22 protein-coding genes are annotated in these 21,290 nt (G+C 70.1%); 11 read left to right on the forward strand and 11 right to left on the reverse strand.

What is annotated here, in order from left to right:
* Positions 1 to 3 precede the first annotated feature (3 nt).
* On the reverse strand, positions 4 to 825 hold the full coding sequence (locus OG747_RS45160) for a helix-turn-helix domain-containing protein (protein WP_405886035.1): 822 nt from the start codon (positions 823 to 825) through the stop codon (positions 4 to 6).
* A 296-nt stretch (positions 826 to 1,121) separates the two neighbouring features.
* On the opposite strand from OG747_RS45160, the gene OG747_RS45165 reads away from it, so the two are divergent.
* Entirely contained in the window at positions 1,122 to 2,534 is a 1,413-nt protein-coding gene (locus tag OG747_RS45165) for a hypothetical protein (protein ID WP_405885173.1), read from the forward strand.
* A 198-nt stretch (positions 2,535 to 2,732) separates the two neighbouring features.
* On the opposite strand, the gene OG747_RS45170 is transcribed toward OG747_RS45165, so the two are convergent.
* Positions 2,733 to 3,554 (reverse strand): SDR family NAD(P)-dependent oxidoreductase, encoded by an 822-nt coding sequence (locus OG747_RS45170; RefSeq protein WP_405885174.1) that lies wholly within the window; start codon positions 3,552 to 3,554, stop codon positions 2,733 to 2,735.
* Between the two features lie 145 nt (positions 3,555 to 3,699).
* On the opposite strand from OG747_RS45170, the gene OG747_RS45175 reads away from it, so the two are divergent.
* From OG747_RS45175 to OG747_RS45185, 3 genes are all read left to right on the forward strand, one after another.
* A complete protein-coding gene (locus OG747_RS45175; RefSeq protein ID WP_405885175.1) occupies positions 3,700 to 4,230 on the forward strand; it encodes an ATP-binding protein in 531 nt (176 codons plus the stop codon).
* Positions 4,227 to 4,817 (forward strand): DUF6624 domain-containing protein, encoded by a 591-nt coding sequence (locus OG747_RS45180; RefSeq protein ID WP_405885176.1) that lies wholly within the window; start codon positions 4,227 to 4,229, stop codon positions 4,815 to 4,817. The genes OG747_RS45175 and OG747_RS45180 overlap by 4 nt, the downstream gene beginning before the upstream one ends.
* 181 nt (positions 4,818 to 4,998) lie before the next feature.
* Positions 4,999 to 5,517 carry a hypothetical protein gene (locus OG747_RS45185; protein WP_405885177.1) on the forward strand — a complete coding sequence of 173 codons (519 nt, stop codon included), beginning with the start codon at positions 4,999 to 5,001 and terminating at the stop codon, positions 5,515 to 5,517.
* Between the two features lie 20 nt (positions 5,518 to 5,537).
* Here the strand turns inward: OG747_RS45185 and OG747_RS45190 are convergent, their stop codons facing one another.
* The 6 genes from OG747_RS45190 to OG747_RS45215 all read right to left on the reverse strand — a co-directional run bounded on the left by OG747_RS45190 (position 5,538) and on the right by OG747_RS45215 (position 11,523).
* Positions 5,538 to 6,689 carry an MFS transporter gene (locus tag OG747_RS45190; RefSeq protein WP_405886036.1) on the reverse strand — a complete coding sequence of 384 codons (1,152 nt, stop codon included), beginning with the start codon at positions 6,687 to 6,689 and terminating at the stop codon, positions 5,538 to 5,540.
* Positions 6,690 to 7,098: 409 nt separating this feature from the next.
* Entirely contained in the window at positions 7,099 to 7,968 is an 870-nt protein-coding gene (locus OG747_RS45195) for a LysR family transcriptional regulator (protein WP_405885178.1), read from the reverse strand.
* A gap of 95 nt (positions 7,969 to 8,063) precedes the next feature.
* A complete protein-coding gene (locus tag OG747_RS45200) occupies positions 8,064 to 8,744 on the reverse strand; it encodes a response regulator (protein WP_405885179.1) in 681 nt (226 codons plus the stop codon).
* The gene (locus OG747_RS45205; RefSeq protein ID WP_405886038.1) at positions 8,741 to 9,949 is read right to left on the reverse strand and encodes a sensor histidine kinase; all 1,209 of its coding nucleotides are present in this window, start codon (positions 9,947 to 9,949) and stop codon (positions 8,741 to 8,743) included. The genes OG747_RS45200 and OG747_RS45205 overlap by 4 nt, the downstream gene beginning before the upstream one ends.
* Before the next feature lie 194 nt (positions 9,950 to 10,143).
* Entirely contained in the window at positions 10,144 to 10,743 is a 600-nt protein-coding gene (locus OG747_RS45210; protein WP_405885180.1) for a hypothetical protein, read from the reverse strand.
* Between the two features lie 99 nt (positions 10,744 to 10,842).
* Positions 10,843 to 11,523 carry a TetR/AcrR family transcriptional regulator gene (locus tag OG747_RS45215; protein WP_405885181.1) on the reverse strand — a complete coding sequence of 227 codons (681 nt, stop codon included), beginning with the start codon at positions 11,521 to 11,523 and terminating at the stop codon, positions 10,843 to 10,845.
* A gap of 112 nt (positions 11,524 to 11,635) precedes the next feature.
* On the opposite strand from OG747_RS45215, the gene OG747_RS45220 reads away from it, so the two are divergent.
* From OG747_RS45220 to OG747_RS45250, 7 genes are read left to right on the forward strand one after another with little or no spacing between them, the layout of a single operon-like run.
* On the forward strand, positions 11,636 to 12,289 hold the full coding sequence (locus tag OG747_RS45220) for an AMP-binding enzyme (RefSeq protein WP_405885182.1): 654 nt from the start codon (positions 11,636 to 11,638) through the stop codon (positions 12,287 to 12,289).
* 1 nt (position 12,290) lies between these two features.
* Complete coding sequence (locus OG747_RS45225; RefSeq protein ID WP_405885183.1) at positions 12,291 to 13,604, forward strand: acyl-CoA dehydrogenase family protein; 1,314 nt, start codon at positions 12,291 to 12,293, stop codon at positions 13,602 to 13,604.
* Positions 13,601 to 14,617 (forward strand): phosphotransferase family protein, encoded by a 1,017-nt coding sequence (locus OG747_RS45230; RefSeq protein ID WP_405885184.1) that lies wholly within the window; start codon positions 13,601 to 13,603, stop codon positions 14,615 to 14,617. Before OG747_RS45225 ends, OG747_RS45230 begins: the two co-directional genes overlap by 4 nt.
* Positions 14,614 to 15,555, forward strand: a complete 942-nt coding sequence (locus OG747_RS45235; RefSeq protein WP_405885185.1) for an NADPH:quinone oxidoreductase family protein — start codon at positions 14,614 to 14,616, stop codon at positions 15,553 to 15,555. The genes OG747_RS45230 and OG747_RS45235 overlap by 4 nt, the downstream gene beginning before the upstream one ends.
* A complete protein-coding gene (locus OG747_RS45240) occupies positions 15,545 to 16,447 on the forward strand; it encodes an acyl-CoA dehydrogenase family protein (protein ID WP_405885186.1) in 903 nt (300 codons plus the stop codon). The genes OG747_RS45235 and OG747_RS45240 overlap by 11 nt, the downstream gene beginning before the upstream one ends.
* Entirely contained in the window at positions 16,444 to 17,592 is a 1,149-nt protein-coding gene (locus OG747_RS45245; RefSeq protein WP_405885187.1) for an acyl-CoA dehydrogenase family protein, read from the forward strand. Before OG747_RS45240 ends, OG747_RS45245 begins: the two co-directional genes overlap by 4 nt.
* Before the next feature lie 15 nt (positions 17,593 to 17,607).
* Positions 17,608 to 18,399 (forward strand): enoyl-CoA hydratase, encoded by a 792-nt coding sequence (locus OG747_RS45250; protein ID WP_405885188.1) that lies wholly within the window; start codon positions 17,608 to 17,610, stop codon positions 18,397 to 18,399.
* Positions 18,400 to 18,472: 73 nt separating this feature from the next.
* Here OG747_RS45250 and OG747_RS45255 read toward each other — a convergent pair whose 3' ends face one another.
* From OG747_RS45255 to OG747_RS45265, 3 genes are read right to left on the reverse strand one after another with little or no spacing between them, the layout of a single operon-like run.
* On the reverse strand, positions 18,473 to 19,693 hold the full coding sequence (locus OG747_RS45255) for an amidohydrolase family protein (protein ID WP_405885189.1): 1,221 nt from the start codon (positions 19,691 to 19,693) through the stop codon (positions 18,473 to 18,475).
* A 2-nt stretch (positions 19,694 to 19,695) separates the two neighbouring features.
* Positions 19,696 to 20,016, reverse strand: coding sequence for a hypothetical protein (locus OG747_RS45260; RefSeq protein WP_405885190.1), 321 nt, complete (start codon positions 20,014 to 20,016; stop codon positions 19,696 to 19,698).
* Complete coding sequence (locus tag OG747_RS45265; RefSeq protein WP_405885191.1) at positions 20,003 to 21,265, reverse strand: SRPBCC family protein; 1,263 nt, start codon at positions 21,263 to 21,265, stop codon at positions 20,003 to 20,005. Before OG747_RS45265 ends, OG747_RS45260 begins: the two co-directional genes overlap by 14 nt.
* Positions 21,266 to 21,290 lie beyond the last annotated feature (25 nt).

A 21,290-nucleotide genomic window follows, 5' to 3' on the forward strand; every position in this document is an offset into this window, starting at 1 on the left:
GGATCACAACTCCTTACGCAGTTCACCCAGGATGGCCCTGGTCCGAGCGACCGGCTCCGCCTGCACGGACATCCGGTCCAGTACTTCGAGATAGGTGACGACGTCGGCGGGCCGGTCGACATAGACCGCGCCGGCGAGGCTTTCGGTGTAGATGACGTCGGGCAGTTCGGAGAAACCGAAGCGGAAGTGGTGGAACGGGCCGAAGGCGCCGGGGTGTGCCCCCACTCCGAAGCGCATGACCTGGATCCTGACCTTCGGCATGTCCAGGACCTCGTGCAGCCGGTCGATCTGGGCCCGCATCACCTCGGCCCCGCCCACCGGGCGGCGCAGCACCGTCTCGTCCAGGATGGCCCAGATGGCGGGCGCGTCCGGTTTGGCGAGCAGGTCCTGCCGCTTGGTCCGCAGGGCGACGCGACGGGCGATGTCCTCCTTCGACTCGTTGGGGAAGCCCACGCGCATGAGCGCGGTGGCGTAGTCGTTCGTCTGCAACAGGCCGGGGACGTAGTGGGGTTCGTAGAGACGGATGACGCTGGCTTCGCTCTCCAGGCTCACATAGGCGCTGAACCACTCGGGCAGCACGTCGCGGTACTTGTACCACCACCCGGGCTGGTTGGCCTCGCGGGCCAGGGTGAGGAAGTCGTCGATCTCCGTCGCAGGGACCCCATAGGCGTGCAGCAACTCCCTCACGTAGGGGATCCGTAGGCCGACCTCGGCCTTCTCGATCCGGCGGACCGTCAGGGGCGTGACCTCGATCGCCCGTGCCGCGTCCTCGAACGACACTCCGGCCCGTTCCCGCAGTTGTCGAAGCCGCTTGCCGAGAACCATCCGCAGGACCGTGGGTGCGCTGCCGCCCGAGCGGTTGTCACTCACTTCCTACCTCCCGGTACGGCTGTATCACAGCGTGCAGTGTGCCACGCGGTCGTTGACAGAGACAGGGCGATGCGGATCGTTCTGAAATTATCAGAACGCCGGTTGCGTGTTGAGCCTGTCGGCGACCATAGTGATCGAGTGACCTGTCGCACAGTCAGAGGCGACGAACGCTCAACTGCGCTCTGCTGCAATGGGATTGAAGTACCGGCAGGTACGGGCGCAGCCGTACGCGACCGTGATGCGAGACCTGGGTGGCCACCGTGACCGACGGACAATCAAGGAGCGCAGGCAAGGGCCCCGGCGGGGCCAACACGACGCTGGCGGCCGCCCTCAAGGACGCCGGCTGCTCCTACGCCTCCCTCGCCCTCAGGGTCAACGAACTGGGCCGCCGCCAGGGTGTGGACTCCAACTACGACAAGGCGTCGGTCACCCGCTGGCTCCAGGGCCAGCAACCGCGGGGTGCCACGCCGGAGTTGATCGCGGCGGTGCTGTCCGAGCGGCTCGGCCGCGCGGTGTCGCCCGCGGACCTCGGCTTCCACTCCGATCAGCAGCGCCCGGTCGCGGTCCGGGCGCTCGTCTATGGCGCAGACGTGGCAGAAACCCTTCACACCCTGGCCGAGCTGGGGTCCACCGACATCTCCCGCCGCAGCCTGCTCGGCTCGGTGCCCTTCGTCGCCGCCGCGCTGACGAACCCTCAACGCGAATGGCTGCTCTGGCTGTTGGAGCAGCAGGACGGCTTCCGTCCGTCGCCGGTGGCCGACGGCGGGCCGGTCGAGCAGGTGCACGCGATGATCGCCATGTTCGACCAGATGGACAACCACTACGGCGGCGGCGGGGTGCGCACCAGCATCGTGCACTACCTGTCCACCGAGGTCGTCCCCCTGCTGCAGCGGCGTGGTACGCCGCCGCAGCTGCAACGCCAGTTGTACGCGGCTGCCGCGCGCCTCGCCGCGATGGCCGGCTGGAGCTCGTACGACGCGGGGGAGTACGGGCTCGCGCAGCGGTACATGACCCAGGGGTTACGGCTGTGCGCCGAGGGCCGTGACCGGGTGCTGGGCGGGCAGATCCTGGCCGGACTCTCCCATCTGGCCACCAACCTCGGCCGCCCCGACGAGGGGGTGGCGCTGGCCCGGGCGGGAGTCGCCACCGCGAAGGGTGCGGGCAGCCCGCTCGGACTCATGCGTCTGTACGCCATGGCGGCACGCGGCCACGCGGCCCAGGGACACCCGGGCGAGGCCTCCGAGGCCCTGCGCCTGGCGGAACAGCAGCTGGACGTGAGTCGGGGAGCCGCGCAGGAGTCCCTCTGGGTGCGCTACCTCGACCACCACTATCTGCAGGCAGAGGCCGCCCTGTGCTTCCGTGACCTCGGGCTCGCCGCGCAGGCCGAACGCACGGCGAGCGAGTCGCTGAGCGCGGGCGCCGACCGGCGCAGGCGCCAGGCCATCAGCCGCTCCGTCCTCGCGACCGCCCATCTCCAGCAGGACCGCCTCGACGAGGCCGTCGGTACCGCCACCGAGGCGCTGGACACGCTCAGCACCGTGCACAGCGAACGTTCGATCCAGGCCCTGCGCGACTTCCGCAGGCGCCTGGAACCCCGCCGCCACGAGCCGATGGTCCAGGAGTTCGAACGCAGGTCCCGGGGCGTGCTGGGGGCGGTGGCATGACGGCCCGCCGGCTCGGTTGCCGTACGAGCCGATGGGGCGGGGTTCTGGGCGCGGGTCCCGGGCGCTGCGGGGGAGCCTGAGGTGACCGGGGGAAGAGCGGCCGCTCCGCCGGACGGCTTGAGTCCGTCCGGGGGTGGCGTAGGTCCGCCGGTCGGTGGCCTGAGTCCGCCCGGGGGTGGCTCGGTTCCGTTCGGCGACTCAATAGCCGTCCGGGGAGGGTGCGTTCTGGGCACGGTCGACGGGGAGATGGGCTCCGGAGATGCCGCTCGACCAGTCCGACAGCAGGAACGCCACCACCCGGGCGACCTCCTGTGGAGCAACCGGCTCCCCGCTCGGAAGTTCCGTCGCCACGAAGTCGGCGTACGCCGCGGGGTCCTCCCGGCGCATCCGGTCCCAGCGCCTGCCCGGGATCAGCATCGACCCGGGGGAGACGGCGTTCACCCGGATCCCGTCCGGTCCGAGCTCGCGGGCGAGCGAGGCGGCCAGCTGGATCTGCGCGGACTTGGCGACCCCGTACTGGACGGGCGACCCGGGCTTCCAGCCGGAGATCGACGAGATCACCACGACCGAGCCGCCGCCCGCCGCCCGCAGATGCGGCACCGCGGCCCGCACCAGCCGCGCCGTATGGCCGACGTTCAGTTCCCAGGTCGCCGCCCAGTCCCCGGCGTCGGCCTCCTCGAAGCGGCCTCCGCGAGAACCCCCCGTACAGGCCACCACCCCATCGAGCCCGCCGAAACGTTTCGCCATGGCTGCGACAAAGTCTTCCAGGTGCTCCGGCTCGGTGACATCGAGCGCCCGCGTGAACAAGGGGACGTCCAGCGACTCCGCCAACGCCTCCAGGTCCCCCGCGGTGCGCGCGCAGGTCGCCACCCGGGCCCCTTCGGCGGCGAGCAGCCGCACGATCTGCTCGCCGAGACCCCGGGTGCCACCGGTGACCAGTACGCGCTTGCCGCGTACGCCGGACCACCCGGTGGGCTCGCCCGGTGGCGCCGACGTCCGGATCCCGCTGACGTTGCTCACCCGATCGAACATACATCCCATGCCACTACGCGCCCGCAACCGGACAACCCCGATACCCCCTGGTCGACCCATGGCCGGGCCCTGTTGGCTGCATGGGCAGCCACCGAGCACGTCCCCCACCCGCGCTGCACACGAAGGAGGACCGATGACGGCATCCAGGGCACATCGCCGCGGGCCGTCGCCCTCACCGCCGCACGACGCCCACACGACGGACGGCCACGTGCCCACGGGCCGGACCCGGCCCGGTGACGCCGCCGTGCTGCCCGTGCGCCGACCCCGCCTGGTGCGGACCACCGTCCCCGCCCACCCGTCGCGCGCGGCCGGAGTACGGACCATGGTCGCCGAGTGCCTCACCCACCTGCGGCTGCCCGAGCACCTCGACAACGCTGTCCTCGCGACGGACGAACTCTTCGCCAACGCGGTGAGACACGGCAGCCCCGGCCCCGGCGACTGGATCACCGTCACCCTCGAGTGCACCGAGCACCAGCTGCGCGTGACGGTCGCCGACCGCTCGCTCGCCCTGCCGCGGCCGCGGGCCATGGACGCGGCCGAGGAGTCGGGACGCGGACTGGCCATCGTGGGCGCACTGACCGACGACTGGGGCATCGCACCGCCCGAACCAGGCACCACGGGCAAGAAGGTGTGGTTCACACTGACGCTGCGAGGTATGCCATGAAGGGTCCTCCACCGCACCTCGCTCTCGACGCTCCGAGGGATCCGGACGGTACGCCGACGGAGCCGGACGGCACACCGGCGCACATCCTCCCGGCACTCGCGGCCGCAATCGCCCGGGAACTCTCGCGCAGGGCCGACGAGGAACGGCACCTGATGCGGCAGGCGCGCACGAACCCCACCCCACAGATCCGGCGCGGCCTCGTCGAGTGCCGCAGGACCAACGCCGACGCCCTCGCGGCGATCGTCCGCCGGCACGGCTGGCCGACCGCGGACCTGGTCGGCGCGCCCGCCTCGACCGCGGCCCTGATGATCCTGCTGCACGCCCCGGACCTCGACTTCCAGCTCCGCTGCCGCGATCTGATCGCCCGGGCCACCGCCGACGGACGCTGCCCCGCCCCGCACCACGCCTACATCGCCGACCACTGCGCGGTCGAACTCGGCCAGCCGCAGTTCTACGGCACCCGGGTCGACCCCGCGACCTTCCGTCCGTATCCGATCCGCCGGCCCGAGACCCTCGACGAGCGGCGCCGCGACGTCGGACTCGGCCCGCTCGACGAACAGATGCGGACGCTGCGCCGCGGCACCTGAGAACGTGATGTGCAGCACGCGTGGAAATGTCCCCCGGGCGGCGGGGACACGGGTTCTGGCTGGGCACGGCTTGATCGCCGATCAAGGAGGGCAAAATCCCTGGCCACGGTGCGTGCCGCTCATTTGACACCCAGTTGAGAGCACAGATAGGAAACAGCTCTCTGAGGTGGAGAGGTGGACCGTGCACGAGCCGAACGTGGTCGGGGACTGGCAGGAGTACGACGAGCATGCCGGCCTGCGTGTCCGCGTCCACGGAGTGGAGCGGGCGGAGCCGCCGAGGGGACGCGACGACGCCGCCGAGGGACTGACCTATTTCCGGTGCCGCGTGACGGTCGAGAACCGCGGTGGCGAACACTTCGGCATCCACCTCGAGGACGGCCAGATCGACATCCGTGTCGGCGCCGACGGCGAGAGCGCCTTCCTGGACTGGCGCAACTCCCAGTTCATCGAGGGCTACGACGTGTACCCCCTGCGCCGGGCCACCGCGGTCCTCTTCGCCGCGGGCCCGGACGCCTCCCTGCCCCGGGTGGACATCCAGGTCCAGCTGAAGGTCGACGACGAGTGGACCGACCGGTACCTCTGGGTGGGTGGTATCGACCTGTACGAAGGCTCGGTCGACGCCGGTACCCGCTCCGACTCCGCGAGGGACAGTCTCGCCTGCCAGGTGAGCAACTTCCTGCGGAGGGAAGCGGGGTCGTGACCCGTGGCCGGGGGCATTGATCAGGCTGCGCGGCGTTCCGTCGCCCAGTAGAGCAAGGCCGGCACCGGCAGGGCGGCGCCGAGCACGCTGACCGCTGCCCAGCCGGCGGCGTGGTAGGCGATCGAGCCGAGCTGGGAGCCGAGCGCGCCGCCGACGAAGAAGGTCGCGATGAACGCGCTGTTGAGGCGGGCGCGGGCGTTCGGGTCGAGCTGGTAGATGGTGTGCTGGCCGAGGATCAGGGTGGTCTGTACGGCCGTGTCGACGAGGATCGCGGCGAGGGCGATCAGGGTGACGTGGTTCTGGCCGAAGCCCGCGAGCACGAAGGCCAGGGCCGCGACGGCGAAGGCGACGCCGGTCATGGGGCGGACGAGCCCCCGGTCGGCCCAGCGACCGGCGAACGGGGCGACGGCCGCTCCGGCCGCGCCGACGAGGGCGAAGAGGCCGACTCCGACAGGGGAGTAGTGGAAGTGGGGGCCCGTCAGGACGTACGACACCGTGGTCCAGAACGCGCTGAACGCGCCGAACATCGCGGCCTGGTAGAGGCCCCGGCGCAGCAACGCGGGGTGTGTGCGCACCAGCTGGAGCGTGGAGCGCAGGACATGGACGTACGGGATCGTCGTGGTCGGCGCGTGCTGCGGCAGGGCCGCGCGCAGGGCCAGGGCCAGCAGCGCCATCAGGACGGCGGAGCCCAGGTACACGACCCGCCAGCCCGCCACGTCGGAGACCAGGCTGCTGAGGGTGCGGGAGAGCAGGATGCCGGTGAGCAGACCGCTCATCACCCGTCCGACGATCCGGCCACGGGCGTGGTCGGGGGCGAGGCTCGCCGCGAAGGGGATCAGGATCTGGGCGACGACCGAGGTGGCTCCGCTGATCAGGGAGGCGATCAGCAGCATGGGGAAGCTGGTGGCGAGACCTGCGGCGACCAGGGCGAGCGTGGTGACCGTCAGGAGCACGCTGATCAGTCCGCGCTTCTCCAGGCGATCGCCGAGCGGGACCAGGAAGAGCATGCCCAGGACATAGCCGACCTGGGTGAGGGTGATGAGTCCGCCGGCGGCGGCCGTGCCGACATGGAACACGTCACGCAGCGAGGACAGCAGGGGCTGGGCGTAGTACAGGTTGGCGACCGTCATGCCGGAGGCGACGGCGAAGAGGGCGACCAGCCAGCCCGGCACGCCGTGCGCGGCCTGGGCGGTGGCGGCCTGACCCGACGGCGATGGCTTGAGGACGGGGGACTTGGACACGGGCACCTTCTCGGGAAGGGAACCGGTTGAGCGGTTCGGCGAAACGCTGAGTGGTGGACGAGCGGCCTCTTTGCCGCCCGCACGGTTTCCTCAGCGCCCGGAGAGCCCTCGCGCTTCCCCTGTGGTGGCGATGATAGGAGATGTCAGTCATCTCCAGAGACGATGACCGCCCCACCCCGGCGCCCCGGCCCGGCGCCCCACCCCGGCGCCCCACCCCGGCGCCCCACCCCGGCGCCGCGGCCCGCCGCGGCCCGCGCCGGCCGCGCTGGGCCTGCTCTGGCCGCCCCGCGCTTCCGGGCCTCCCGGCCCCCGGTTTCGCGGCCGGGGTCGTCGCGCTTGGTCAGGTCATGTGGCGTAGGAGCGCGGCGACGGCCGGAGGTGCTTCGCCGTGTGGTCGGACCACCATGACCTTCCAGTTCGGCGCGTGCCGGTCGAAACGGTGTTTGGTCAGGTCGGGGAAGCGGGTGGCGATCGAGGTGGGCATGACGCAGACGCCCAGGTCGGCGCGGACGAGTTCGGATGCCGCGACGATGTCGTTGACCTCGAAGGTCGACTCGCGCTCGACGGCGGCGGCACGGAACGCCCGGTCGACGGCGAGACGGATCGCCCAGCCGGGCGTGAAGTCCACCAGCGGCAGCCGGGCCGCTTCGGCGAGCGTGACCGTCCCGTCGGCTCCGGACACGGAGAGGGCCCGCTCCGGCGCGGACACCAGCACCATCTCCTCCTGGGAGAGCAGCCGGGCCACCAGCCCGCGCTGCTGCTGACGGTCGAGAGCGACCACGGCCAGATCCACCGTGCCCTCGCGCAGCGCCTGCCGGATGTCGGTCACCGCCGCCTGGCGCAGCCGTACCACCACTCCCGGGTGCTCCGCGCGCAGCGCGGCCAGCGGGCGGTGCAGATCGGCCCATACTCCCTGCATCGTGCCGACCGTCACCCGTCCCCGCAGCTGCCCCTGGACGGCGTCGACCGCCGACCGCGCCTGTTCGGCGGCCCGCAAGGTCGCCCGCGCGGCCGGTACGAAGGCCTCGCCGGCCGTCGTCAACGACACTCGGTGCGTGGTGCGGTCGAACAACGGGGTCCCGAGCTCCCGCTCCAGCGCCCGTACCGTGCTCGACACGGCCGACTGCACCACGTGCAGCCGCTGCGCCGCCGCGGTGAACCCGCCCTCCTCTGCCACCGCGACCACGACCTCCATCTGCCGCAGATCCATGTCCTCTCCCGACGCCGCAGCTCATCTCTCCCAGAGATGGTGATCCTCATGGGTTATCACAGCACGGGGCGGGTCGGCATGCGCAGCGCGTGCGGTCAGTCAGCCGGTGGTGTGGGGGTGACGAGGCCGGTCTGGTAGGCGATGACGACGAGTTGGGCGCGGTCGCGGGCGCCGAGTTTGGTCATGGCGCGGTGGATGTGGGTGCGGACGGTGAGGGGGCTGACGGTGAGTCGGTCGGCGATTTCGTGGTTGGAGTGGCCTTCGGCTGCGAGGGCCATGACTTCGCGTTCGCGGGCGGTGAGGGTGGTGAGGGCTTCGGGGGGTGCGAGGGGGGTGCCGGGGGTGGGGGTGGTGAGGAAGCGGGTGATGAGGGCGCGGGTGGCTTGGGGGGAGAGGAGGGTGTCGCCGGCGGCGACGGTGCGGATGGCGTCGAGGAGGGCGTCGGCGCCGACGTCTTTGCCGAGGAAGCCGCTGGCGCCTGCGCGGAGGGCCTGGGCGACGTATTCGTCGATTTCGAAGGTGGTGAGGATGAGGACGCGGGTGGTGTCGAGGTCGGGTTCGGCGCAGATGGCGGCGGTGGCGGTGAGGCCGTCGGTGCCGGGCATGCGGATGTCCATGAGGACGATGTCGGGTTGGTGGATGCGGGCGAGGTCGATGGCTTCTTTGCCGTTGGTGGCTTCGTCGACGACTTCGAGGTCGGGGCAGGAGTCGATGAGGATCCGGAAGGTCGCCCGGAGGAGGGCCTGGTCGTCGGCGAGCAGCACGCGGATGGTCATGAGGTGCGGTCCTGTTCCGGGGCGGGGGAGTGCAGCGGCAGATCGGTGGTGACCTCGAAGCCGCCCTCGGCCCGGTGATCGGCCTTGAGCCGACCGCCCACGGACAGGGCGCGCTCGCGCATCCCGATCAGACCGAAACCATGGCCCGGGGCCGGAGCGGTGGGCACCGTGCTCGCTCCGTCGTCGGTGACCGTGATGGTCAGCCGGTTGTGGGAGTAGACGAGCCGTACGTGGGCCGTGTCCGAGGCGGCGTGCTTGGCGACGTTGGTGAGTGCCTCCTGAATGATGCGGAAGGCGGTCAGGTCCACTCCCGGTGACAGTGGACACGGTTCGCCTTCGGCGATGACGTCGACCTTGAGTCCGGCGGTCGCGAACGCGGCCGTGAGTTCCGAGAGCTGGTCCAGACCCGGGGAGGGTTCCAGGGGTGCGTCGGGGTCGTTGGCCTGGCGCAGCAGCCCGACGGTGGCCTTCAGTTCGCGCAGCGCCGAGGCGGTGGTACCGGCGAGGTCGTCGAGGATCTTCTGGACCTGCTGGGGATGGGTGCGCGCGAGGTGCGCGGCGGTCCCGGCCTGCGCGTTGGCCAGCGCGAGGTGGTGGGCGACGACGTCGTGCAACTCGCGGGCGATCCGCATCCGCTCCTCGGCGACCCGTTGCCGCGCCTCCTCCTCGCGGGTGCGCTCGGCGTACTCGGCGCGTGCCTGCACGGCCTCCAGATAGGCGCTCCGCAGCCGGGTCGCGGTGCCCCAGGCGATGGGCATCAGCACCCAGAAGGCGGGGCCGACCGTCTTGAGCGAGAACGGATGGTGGTACGGGTCCGAGATCAGCGCGGTGGTGATCAGCAGTGCGGCGGTGCCGAAGAGACCGATGCGTGCGGTCCTGCGGTCGGTGTAAACGGCCAGCCAGTACAGCGCGGCCATGAGCGGCGCCAGCAGCAGCGGGGTGATCAGGTAGCCCAGCGCGCTGGCGCCGTTGGCTGCGGCCGCGGTCACCGCGACCACCGTGCGGGGGTACCTGCGGTGGCACACCAGGGCGAGGGCGCCGACGCCCGCGAGAAGCATGCCGGGCCACCAGGCGATCCGCTGGCCGGTGGGTTCGTCGCTGCTCCACGCGCTGCCGAGGGCGGCGGCCGCGAACAGCAGCAGGACTACCGTCGCGTCGATGACGCGGGGATGGTCCTGGGCGAACCGCTGTCGGCTGGTGATCATCGGGAGGGTTTCCTGTCGGGTGCTGTGACCATGGTGGGCGATATCGCGTACGAACCGCGAACGAGAGCGGTCCGGGTTCTTCACGAGGGGCACCGTGGTCACGATGCGCAGGTCTCCCCATCCGGTCCCGGGACCCTTCCCAGCTTCCACGAGCAGGGGGTCTTTCGTCGTCATGTGTCGGTCGACTGTCCCGGCTACTGAGAACGCAGTACCAAAGGATCGGTATGTCCTCCCTGCGTACGACGAGTCACCCGCCGTACGTCCGCTCCGCGCACGCCGAGGACCGCACCCGAGCCAGGACAGGTCCTAAGGCCGTCGAGCCGCCGTTGGATCGAGCTCAGGGCCAGGGGAAGTGCCTCCGTGATGAATCCGGGGCTGCTTCCGGTGCTGTGGATCGAGGACTTGCCGCTCTCGCACGCGGCCTCGACTCGCTCGCGCACCGCGGTATCGAGGCCGGCGGCGCGATGGAACTCGCCCCGGGTCGTCGCGATGTTCGCGCCCGAGGCCGGCAACCGGCACACCTCGTCCATGTCGCAGGCCCGGGGCATGTAGAGGACGCGGTCGGCGCCGAGGGCCACGATCTCGTCGATGTCGTGGGTCGCGATCACACCGGTCGGGCCGAGGCCGTACAGCTCTCCGGCGTCTCGTCCCGCCTTGTCCGGCGTATGGACGTACAGCCCGGCCGGCATCAGGTCCGGGTGCTCGACGACCGCCCGCAGCGCACGGGAGCCGATATTGCCGCTGGCCCATTGGACGACCCGGTAATGAGGTCCGGCACCCGACCGTATCGACACGGGAACCCCTCTGATCCTCCGGCGCAATGACGGGAACCATACTCTCCGAGGAGGAGAATGGGACTCCCCGCGCACGGGATCAGAGGGCTCCAGCCGGTACTACGCGGAGGCGGACCTGCCCGCCGTGGCCGGTACGCCCGAGATGCCGCCCAGGCAGAACTGCCAGACCTCCTCGGAGGTCACCGGGTGGGCGTGGCTGTCGGCGGGGACGCCGTGGGCCTGCGAGGCGAACATGACCGTCTGCATGACGAGGGCGGCCTGTCGGCGGGGTCTCCCGCCGGCGATGAGACCGGCCTCGGCGGCCTGTTCGATGATCTCGGTGAAGACGGTGAGCATCGGGATGTGGGCGGTTGCCACCTGCTCGGGGTGCTTGACCAGCAGTTGCAGTGCGAAATCGTTGAACAGCGGGCGCTGGACGCCGGGGCTGGGGTGCGACTGCTCGTAGAGCGTCTCGACGGCGATCTGCAGGCGCTGCAGCGGATCGCTCTCGGCGGCGGCAGCCTCGCGGACCTTGGCGGCGCCCATCGAGAGCGCGTCCTCGAACAGGGCGAGGAGCAGCTCGTGCTTGCCGTCGAAGTGCTGGTAGAAGCTGCGCAGGGACTGCTTCGAGCGGTCGACGACCTCCTGGACGGTGAAGTCGGTCGTGCCCTTCTCGACGATCAACTCCTGTGCCGAGTCCAGGAAGCGCTGCACGCGTTGCTCGGCGCGCAGCTTCGCGGCACGGGTCGATCGCTCTACGGCGCGCTGGCGCCACGCTGGCTCTTCGGGGACTGCGGTCACTTGCAGAACGATACTCCACTTCAACGGGAATAAGTCGCGGCGCCCTACCGAATCGCGCATCACAGGTTACGAGACTCTTACTTGCACTCACTGAGAATGATATTCTCGCCGCATGTATCTGGGATGGCAGGCGAAGCAGCGCGCCTGTGACCTGAGCAGCCTGCGCGTGCTCCTCCACGGCGCCGCGCCCTGTCCGGTGGAGGTCAAGCGGCGGATGCTCGACTGGTTCGGCCCGATCATCCACGAGTTCTGCTCCGGGACCGAGGCGTACGGGTTCACGGTCATCGGTCCCGAGGAGTGGCTGGCCCACCCGGGATCGGTGGGCCGGGCGGGCGACGACGTCCGCATCGTCGACGGTGTCGTCCACTTCGGCGAGAACACCCTGGGGGACATCGGGTATCTCGACGCGGACGGGTATCTGTATCTGACCGATCGGGCCGCGCACATGATCGTGTCCGGCGGGGTCAACATCTACCCGCGGGAGGCCGAGGACGTCCTGGTCATGCACCCGCGGGTGGCCGACGTCGCGGTGATCGGGGTCCCGGACCCCGAGAGGGGCGAACGGGTCCTCGCGGTGGTCCAGCCGGCCGCCGCCGACGTGAGCGCCGACGAGCTGCTCGCGTACTGCCGGGAGCGCCTCGCCCCGTACAAGTGCCCGCGCGCTGTCGACTTCGTCCTGAGCCTGCCCAGGGACCCCAGCGGCAAGTTGCGCAAGGGCCTGCTCCGGGAGACGTACTGGCGGAACCACGAAACGAGGATCGTCTGACATGGCATGGGACTTTTCCACCGAGCCGGAGTTCGAGAAGAAACTGGAGTGGATCAGGTGGTTCCGCGCCGAGCGCGTGGACCCGCTGGACCTGGTCTACCCGGACCGGGCCTTCCACCCGCTCGACGAGGAGACCGGCCCGATCGTCCGGGCCCTCAAGCAGCAGGTGCGCGACCAGGGACTGTGGGCGCCCCATCTCGGTCCAGAGCTCGGCGGACGTGGCTTCGGACAGCTCAAGCTGGCCCTCATCAACGAGATCCTGGGGGAGTCCAGTTGGGCCCCCGTCATCTTCGGCACGGCCGCGCCGGACACCGGCAACGCCGAGATCATCGCCCGCTACGGCACCGAGGAGCAGAAGGAGCGCTACCTCAAGCCGCTGCTCGAAGGCGAGTGCTTCTCCTGTTTCTCCATGACCGAGCCGCAGGCCGGCGCCGACCCGAAGATGTTCACCACACGTGCCGTACGGGACGATGGGGGCACCTCCCGCTCGAGCGGAGCCGAGAGCGGGGGAGACTGGGTCATCACGGGCCGCAAGTTCTTCTCCTCCAACGCGCGGACCTCCAAGTTCGTCATCGTGATGGCGGTGACCGACCCGGACGTCAGCGCGTACCGGGGCATGTCGATGTTCCTGGTGCCCAGCGACACCCCGGGCATCCGGATGGAACGCCACCTCGGCCTGATGAGCGAGGCCCCGGACGACGGCATGCACGCGCTCATCGAGTACGACGGTGTCCGCGTCCCCGGTGACGCGCTGCTCGGCGGCGAGGGCCAGGCGTTCGCCATCGCGCAGACCCGGCTCGGCGGCGGACGGGTTCACCACGCGATGCGGGTCGTCGGGCAGTGCCAGAAGGCGCTGGACATGATGGCCGAGCGCGCCCTGTCGCGGGAGACCCAGGGCAGCAGGCTCGCCGACAAGCAGCTGGTCCAGGCCGATCTGGCCGACTCCTACGCGCAGCTGCAGCAGTTCCGGCTGTTCGTGCTGCACACGGCCTGGCAGATCGACCAGTACCAGGACTACAAGCGGGTCCGTAAGGACATCTCCGCCATCAAGTTCCTGACGCCGAAGGTGCTGCACGACATCGTGTACCGCTCCATGCATCTGCACGGCGCCCTGGGCGTGTCCAACGAGATGCCCTTCGCCGACATGTGGACCGGCGCGGCCGTCATGGCGGTCGTCGACGGACCCTCGGAGATCCACAAGATCACGGTGGCCAAGGACCTGCTGCGCGGCTACGAGGCCGCGTCCGGGCTGTGGCCGTCGCAGCATCTGCCCGCTCGCCGGGAGTGGGCTCGCAAGCAGCTGGAGAAAATGTGAACATCGAGTCGCTCGCCCGCTGGCTGGACGGTCAGGACATCGCTCCGGGTGAACCGGTCGAGGCGTCCCTCATCTCCGGGGGCACCTCCAACGACATCTTCGACATCCGGCGCGGCGAGCGGCGGATGGTCCTGCGCAAGCCCCCGGAGAAGGTCCCGCCGGGCCGTAACGAGACCATGTTGCGGGAGTTCCGGGTACTGAACGCGCTGAACGGGACGGAGGTGCCGCACCCGGAGGCCATCGCCGTCTGCGACGACCCCGATGTGATCGGCTCGTGCTTCTACCTCATGGGCCACGTCGACGGCTGGTCGCCGATGAACACCGACGGCTGGCCCGAGCCCTTCAAGAGCGACCTGTCCCTGCGCCCCGGCCTCGCCTACGCGCTGGTGGAGGGCATTGCCAAGCTCGGCAATGTCGACTGGCGGGCCCAGGGGCTGGAAGGCTTCGGCCGCCCGGACGGCTTCCACGACCGCCAGGTCGACCGCTGGTCGGCGCACCTGGCGAAGTTCACGTTCCGCGAGATACCAGGTCTGGACGCGGCCGCGGCCTGGCTGCGTGAACACCGGCCCCGGCAGTGGGAGCCGGGCATCATCCACGGCGACTACCAGTTCGCGAACGTCATGTTCAAGCACGGGGCGCCCGCCGAGCTCGCCGCCCTGGTCGACTTCGAGATGGCCACCGTCGGCGATCCGCTGCTCGACCTAGGCTGGGTCGTCATGGGCTGGCCGAACGCCGACGAGGACCGGGACGCGGCGGGCAGGTACGCCGACTACACGGGCATGCCGGACCGGGCCGACATCATCGAGCACTACGCCAAGGTCAGCGGCCGGGACGTCAGCGACATCGACTACTACGTGATCCTCGCCCGGTTCAAGATGGCGATCGTGCTGGAGGGCGGCTACGCCCGCCATGTGAAGGGCGACGGCGGCAACCCGAAGATGGCCTACTACGGGGACGCCGTCCTGCAGATGGCGGCCCAGGCGGCCGAACTGGCCGCGACGACACGGCTATGAGGGCGGCCCGGTGCAACGCCGTCGGCGGTCCGGTCGTCGTCGAGGAGATCCCCGACCCGGTCGGTGAGGTACTCGTCGATGTGCACTACGCGGCGATGAACTTCGCGGACGTCCTGGTGATCCGGGGCACCTACCAGGTCAAGGCGGAGCTGCCGTTCACTCCGGGCAGCGAGTTCGCCGGGGTGGTCGCCGAGTCGGGGCACGGGTTCGAGCAGGGCGAGCGGGTCTTCGGGTCCGTCTTCGTCGGCGCCTTCGCCGAGCGGGTCGCCGTCCCGGCGGCCGGCCTGCACCGGATCCCCGACGCGATCCCGACCCGGCGCGCGGCGGCCTTCGGAGTCTCGCACGCCACCGCGTACAACGCGCTGACGCTGATCGGCCGCCTCCAGGCAGGGGAGCGGGTGGCGGTGCTCGGCGCGGCCGGCGGGGTCGGTCTCGCGGCCGTCGAACTGGCCGCGCTGCTGGGCGCGGAGGTGGTCGCCGTCGCCTCCACCGAGGAGAAGCGGGCGGCCTGCCTCAAAACGGGTGCCCACGATGTGCTTCCGTACGACGACCTCAAGCGCGGGCTCCGGGACTCGGGTGGCGCCGACATCGTCATCGATCCGGTCGGCGGGCCGCACTCCGAACAGGCGCTGCGGGCCATGCGCTGGGGCGGCCGGTTCGTGAACGTCGGCTTCGCCAGCGGCGAGGTGCCCCGGCTCCCGCTCAATCTGGCGATGCTCAAGGGCGTCACGATCCACGGCTTCGACTTCGGCGGCTGGGCGCGGCACGGGCGGGAGCAACTGGCCGTCACCCGCGCCGAGCTCAACCGTATGTTCGCCGAGGGGCTGATCCACCCCCGCGTCCACGCCGTCCACCCGCTCGACGAGGTGGCGACGGCCCTGGACCTGGATCGCCGCGCCATCGGCAAGATCCTTCTGGAGGTGGCCCGTGGAGTTTGAGTTCGACGAGGACCAGCGGCTGCTCCAACGGCTGGTCCGCGAGACCGTCGCCAAGTCGCGCTCGCAGCCCGAGGACCAGCTCTGGGCGACCTATCTGGAACTGGGGTGGCTGGAGGCCCCTCCGGTGGAACTGGCCATCGTCCTGGAGGAGTTGGGGTACGCGGCCGATCCGACCCCCTTCCTCGCCACGGCCACCTGGTTCGCGCCGCTGGCCGGGCGGCTGCCGCGGGGCTCGGGAACCGGGGTGTTCGACGGGACCGGCCGGTTCGTCCTCGACGCGGACCGGGCGGACGAGATCGCCCTGCTCACCCGGGACGGCGTGAAAATCGTGGAGGGCTCGGACCTCGGCGCGGCACGTGTCGACATCTTCGACCCGACCCTCCACACGGCCCATGTGGACGTGCCCGACCTGGTTCCGGGGATTCCGGACCTGGCCCTGATGGGCCTGGCGATCTCCACGGTCGGCAGCTGCCGACGCATCCTGGACCTGGCCGTCGCCCATGTGAAGGAACGCGTCCAGTTCGACGTGCCCATCGGCTCCTTCCAGGCCGTCAAACACAAGGCGGCGGACATGTACGTCGCCATCGAACGGGCCAGGGCCCTCGCCTACTTCTCCGCCCTGACCATCGCCGAGGACGACCCACGGCGGAGCAGGGCGGCCTCGATGGCCAAGGCCGCCGCCGGTGAGTGCCAGCGGATCGTCTTCCATAATGGCTTCCAGCTCTTCGGGGCGATGGGTTTCACCTGGGAGAACGAACTGCAGATCCACCTCAAACGGGCCAAGGCCGGAGATCTGCTGCTGGGGACGGCGGCCGTACACCGCAGGGCGTTGCTGGAGAAGACGAGGCAGGAACGGGAGAAGAGCAGGCACGAAGGGGTGGTGGCGGGATGAAGCTGGACTCCGGTTCCGAAGTGGAGGAGTTCCGCGCCGAGTTCGCCGCATTCCTCGACGCGCATCTGCCCACCGCGGCGGAGGCCGTCCCAGCGTCGCGGTCGAGCGCCGACGTCCCCGCGTGGGCGCGGCACTGGCAGCGGACGCTGTTCGACGCGGGCTGGCTGCTGCCGGGCAAGCCGCCCGAGTACGGCGGCCGGGGCGCCACCCTGCCGCAGCAACTCGCCCACCTGGAAGAGCTGTCGAGGCGGCGGATCTACCACAGTTTCAACCCGCAGGGCATCGGTATCATCGCCGCCTCGATCCTCACCTTCGGGACCGAGGAGCAGAAGAAACAGTGGGCGGTTCCCATCCTGCGGACGGAGATCACGGCGGCGCTCGGCATGAGCGAGCCGGGCGCCGGATCCGACCTCGCCGGGCTGCGGACCCGCGCGGTGCTCGACGGCGACCACTTCGTCGTCAACGGGCAGAAGGTGTGGACCTCGGGCGCGCACGACGCGGACGTCCTGCTGACGTTCGTCCGCACCGACCCGGCCGCGCCCAAGCACAAGGGCATCAGCGTGCTGCTCATCCCCACCGACACCGAGGGCGTGGTGCGCAGGCCGTTCGCGTCCATGGCCGCCCAGGACGACCTCGACTTCAACGAGGTGTTCTTCACCGACGTCCGGGTCCCGCGGGAGAACCTCATCGGCCCCCTGAACAAGGGCTGGTCGGTGGCGCACGGCTCGCTCGGGCACGAGCGGACCATGCTGTGGCTGAGCTTCGCCGAGCGCCTCGACGACCTGATCCGGGACGCGCCCAGCGATGAGGAGTGGTACGCGACGCTGCTCATGGACGCCCAGGCGCTCAGACTGCTCGGCTACCGCCAGCTGGGCGGCGACCGCGACGCGGCCGAGCTGTCGGTCCTCAAACTGCTCGGCTCCGAGGCGATCCAGGTCGCGAGCCTGCACGCGCTGGAGGACCGCGGGCCGGAGGGCCTGGTCCATCCCGAAGTGACCGGCCCGCCGAACCACATGAGCATCGACAACTTCATCGCCGGCTGGTTCGAGCGGTACGCGCGCAGCTTCGCCGGGACGATCGCGGGCGGCACCTCGGAGATCCAGCGCAACATCATCGCCGAGCGCATCCTCGGCCTGCCGAGATAACCCAGGAGGACGCGTATGGACCAGATTCTGTACGAGGTCAAGGACCGGGTCGCGGTCATCACGCTCAACCGGCCCGAGGTCGCCAACGCCCAGACCATGGGCCTCCTCGACGACCTGGACGCGGCCTGGACCCGCGCCGCGGCCGACGAGGACGTACGGGTGATCGTGCTGCGGGGCAACGGGCGGCACTTCTCGGCCGGCCACGACCTGAAGGACCGGTGGCCGAGCCCCGACAAGATCACCCTGGAGTGGATCTACACGGCCGAGGCGCGCCGGTACCTGGAGTACACCCTGCGCTGGCGCAACGTGCCCAAGCCGTCGATCGCCGCGGTGCAGGGCAAGTGCATCGCGGGCGGGCTGATGCTGTGCTGGCCCTGCGATCTGATCGTGGCCGCCGAGAACGCCGAGTTCTCCGATCCCGTGGTGCACATGGGCATCGGGGGAGTGGAGTACCACGGGCACACGTGGGAGCTCGGCCCGCGCAAGGCCAAGGAGATCCTCTTCACCGGACGGGCCGTGATCGCCGAGGAGGCGGAGAAGGTCGGCATGGTCAACCGCGTCGTACCGCTGGACGAACTGGACGCGGCCACCATGGAGTTGGCCGGGCAGATCGCCCAGATGCACCCCTTCGCGCTCCGCCAGGCCAAGCGGGCCGTCAACCAGACTCTCGACGTGCAGGGCTTCTACGCGGCCGTCCAGTCGGTGTTCGACATCCACGAGACCGGGCACGGGAACGCGCTGAGCGTGGGTGGCTATCCGATCCTGACGCGGCTCGAGGAGATGAAGGACCACATCAAGGCGCAGTGAAGGCGGCTTGCTTGAGGGGCGGGGCGCAGTCTGCGCCCCGCCCCTCAGGACTTCGCCCTTCCAACGCCCCTGCTCAGCCGCGCTCGTGACGGAAGACCTTCCCTCCCTTCATCACGAAGCGGACATCGGCCATCACCGAGATGCCCTCCAGCGGATTGCCGGGTACGGCGATCAGGTCCGCGAGCAGCCCCTCGGCGATCCGCCCGCGGTCCTCGGCGTCGATCAGCTCGGCCGCGTTGACGGTGGCCGCCTGGAGCACCTCCAGCGGCGTCATCCCGCGCTCGACCAGGGCGCTGAGCTCCTGGGCGCCACGGCCGTGCGGGATGGCCGGCGCGTCGGTGCCGACCGCGATCTTCACGCCCGCCTTGTGGGCCCTGGCGACGACGGTCCTGGCGTGCGGGAAGATTTCGCCGGCCTTGGCCTTCAGTTCGGGCGGGGCCTTGGACAGGTCCATGCCGTCGATCAGGGCGGTGGTCGCGACGAGGAAGGTGCCGCGCTCGGCCATCAGCTCGATGGTCTCGTCGTCCAGCAGGAAGCCGTGCTCGATGCAGTCGATGCCGGCCTCCACGGCCGACCGGACGGCGGCGGCGCCATGGGTGTGTGCCGCCACCTTGAGTCCGCGCCGGTGGGCCTCGTCCACGATGGCCCGCAACTCCTCGTCGGAGTAGTGCTGCGCGCCCGCGGTGCCGGTGTGGGACATCACCCCGCCCGACGCACAGACCTTGATCAGCTGGGCGCCGTACTTGATCTGGTGGCGGACGGCTTTGCGCACCTCGTCGACGCCGTTGGCGATGCCCTCCTCCAGCGAGAGGGGCATGATTCCGGGGGCGTACGCGGCGAACATCGTGGGGTCCAGATGGCCCCCGGTCGGGGTGATCGCGTGCCCTGCCGGGACGATGCGCGGGCCGTCGACCCAGCCGGCGTCGATGGCCCTGGCCAGCGCGACGTCCAGCAGATAGCCGCCGGTTTTCACGAACAGGCCGAGGTTTCTGACGGTGGTGAACCCCGAGCGCAGCGTCCGGCGTGCGTTGGCCACCCCGCGGAGCATGCGCAGCGGCGGATCGTCCTGGACGGGGGAGAGACCCGGGACCTCGCCCCGGCCTCCCATGAGGAGGTTGACCTCCATGTCCATCAGGCCGGGCAGCAGGGTGACGTCGCCCAGATCCAGGACGTCACCCTCGCCCTCGTCGCCGCCACCGCTCGCGATGCGGTCGCCGTCGACGGTGATCAGGCCCGGCTCCTCGATCTCCCCCGTCTCGACGTGCAGGACGCGGGCGGCCTTGAGCGTGACCATGCTCAGACCTGCGGTTCCGCGATGACGTCGAGATAGGCGGCGCCCGAGTCGGGGACCCGCGGCTGCTTCCAGACCTCGATGGGGAACGACACCATCACGAGGGAGAACATGAGCAGCATCAGGTTGCGTTCGGGCTCGGGCAGGTCGTCGAGCGGGAACTTGTCGAGATGTGTCGTCGCGCGGTCCAGCAGCGGGAACGCCGCGTCGTAGAACGCCTGCATGTCCTCCATGCTGCCGGCGAGGCGCTTGGCGTACCGTTCCCGTTCGCTGCCGAGGACCCAGTCGCTGTAGGGCTCGAGTTCGGCGAAGTCAGTCGGCAGCATCGGCGTGCTCCTTGACGTAGTCCCGGACGACCTTGTGGAGGTGGCGCAGGAGGATCTCCTGGTCGTTGAGGGGGAAGTCGGTGACGTAGCGGCCCTTGAGCATGGTCTGGGTGGCTTCGAGGGTGTTGCCGTCCTGGAGGGCGTACTCCTTGAAGGTGACGGCGGCGAGCTCCTGGGCGAGGCGGTCACGGGCGGTCCTGGCGGGGACGAAGTAGAGGTTCGCCTCGAACAGGTGCTTGTCCACGGCCGTCGGCCAGTAGTGGTACGTCAGATACCAGCCCGGCGCCCAGATGAGCAGCATGAAGTTCGGGAACAGTACGAAGGAGTCGGTGCCCCAGGCGCGGTGGCGGGCTGGGTTGATACCGGCGGGCAGCGGGTCCAGGCCTGCGATGTCGGGCCGGTCCCACGGGCCGAACAGGCCGCTGCGCAGCTCCCGTTCGATCGGCTTGACCATCGAGGGGTCCTTCGGCGGCGCCATGCCGCCCCAGGAGGAGATCATCGAGTGCGGGCTGTGCAGCTCGTAGTGCAGCGCCTCGAAGCCGTAGCCGAGGAGCTTCTCTGCCTCCTCCTTGGTGGCCTGCTTCTGGTGCAGGACAGGGGCGTGGTAGAACTCGGCGAAGGCGTCGATGAACAGCTTCCAGTTGCTGCCGACCTCGGCCTTGTAGGTGAAGACGTCGGTCATCTCGTGGAAGGGGTAGCCCTCCAGGCCCTTGGCCATGTCGCCGAGGTACTCGCGCAGGGGCTCCTGCGGATCCAGGTTGACGAAGACGAAGCCTTCCCAGACATCGCAGGCGACTTCTTTGAGGCCGTAGTCGTCCTTGTCGAGGTCGAAGAACTCGCCTTCTTGCTGGACGAAGGTGAGTTTTCCGGTGAGGTCGTAGCGCCAGGCGTGGTACTTGCAGGTGAACTGGCGGCAGGTGCCTTTGACCTCCTCGCCCGGGAAGTCGTTCCAGACGAGTTTGTTGCCGCGGTGGCGGCAGACGTTGTGGAAGGCGCGGATCCGCTGGTCGCGGCCGCGGACGATGATCAGTGAGGTGCCGGCGGCGGCGAGTTCCTTGGTGAAGTAGTTGCCGGGCTTGGGGACGGACTCGGCGCGGCCGACGTTGAGCCAGGTCCGCTTGAAGATGGCCTCGCGCTCGGCCTCGTAGTAGGCGGGATCGATCGAGTCCTCGTAGTTCACGGGACTCGTGCCCAGTTCGGGGTACTGCTCGGTCCAGCTCCCGGCCTCAGGCTTGCTGAAGTGTGGCATGGCTGCCCCCCTTTCCAGGATGAGA

Source organism: Streptomyces sp. NBC_01384, assembly GCF_045040035.1.
Lineage (GTDB): Bacteria > Actinomycetota > Actinomycetes > Streptomycetales > Streptomycetaceae > Streptomyces.

What these genes read in the sequence shown, in the direction of transcription:
- OG747_RS45160 (WP_405886035.1), bottom strand. Translation starts at nt 825, where the DNA reads ATGGTTCTCGGCAAGCGGCTTCGACAACTGCGGGAACGGGCCGGAGTG.
- OG747_RS45175 (WP_405885175.1), top strand. Translation starts at nt 3,700, where the DNA reads ATGACGGCATCCAGGGCACATCGCCGCGGGCCGTCGCCCTCACCGCCG.
- OG747_RS45180 (WP_405885176.1), top strand. Translation starts at nt 4,227, where the DNA reads ATGAAGGGTCCTCCACCGCACCTCGCTCTCGACGCTCCGAGGGATCCG.
- OG747_RS45195 (WP_405885178.1), bottom strand. Translation starts at nt 7,968, where the DNA reads ATGGATCTGCGGCAGATGGAGGTCGTGGTCGCGGTGGCAGAGGAGGGC.
- OG747_RS45200 (WP_405885179.1), bottom strand. Translation starts at nt 8,744, where the DNA reads ATGACCATCCGCGTGCTGCTCGCCGACGACCAGGCCCTCCTCCGGGCG.
- OG747_RS45205 (WP_405886038.1), bottom strand. Translation starts at nt 9,949, where the DNA reads ATGATCACCAGCCGACAGCGGTTCGCCCAGGACCATCCCCGCGTCATC.
- OG747_RS45220 (WP_405885182.1), top strand. Translation starts at nt 11,636, where the DNA reads ATGTATCTGGGATGGCAGGCGAAGCAGCGCGCCTGTGACCTGAGCAGC.
- OG747_RS45225 (WP_405885183.1), top strand. Translation starts at nt 12,291, where the DNA reads ATGGCATGGGACTTTTCCACCGAGCCGGAGTTCGAGAAGAAACTGGAG.
- OG747_RS45235 (WP_405885185.1), top strand. Translation starts at nt 14,614, where the DNA reads ATGAGGGCGGCCCGGTGCAACGCCGTCGGCGGTCCGGTCGTCGTCGAG.
- OG747_RS45245 (WP_405885187.1), top strand. Translation starts at nt 16,444, where the DNA reads ATGAAGCTGGACTCCGGTTCCGAAGTGGAGGAGTTCCGCGCCGAGTTC.
- OG747_RS45250 (WP_405885188.1), top strand. Translation starts at nt 17,608, where the DNA reads ATGGACCAGATTCTGTACGAGGTCAAGGACCGGGTCGCGGTCATCACG.
- OG747_RS45255 (WP_405885189.1), bottom strand. Translation starts at nt 19,693, where the DNA reads ATGGTCACGCTCAAGGCCGCCCGCGTCCTGCACGTCGAGACGGGGGAG.
- OG747_RS45260 (WP_405885190.1), bottom strand. Translation starts at nt 20,016, where the DNA reads ATGCTGCCGACTGACTTCGCCGAACTCGAGCCCTACAGCGACTGGGTC.
- OG747_RS45265 (WP_405885191.1), bottom strand. Translation starts at nt 21,265, where the DNA reads ATGCCACACTTCAGCAAGCCTGAGGCCGGGAGCTGGACCGAGCAGTAC.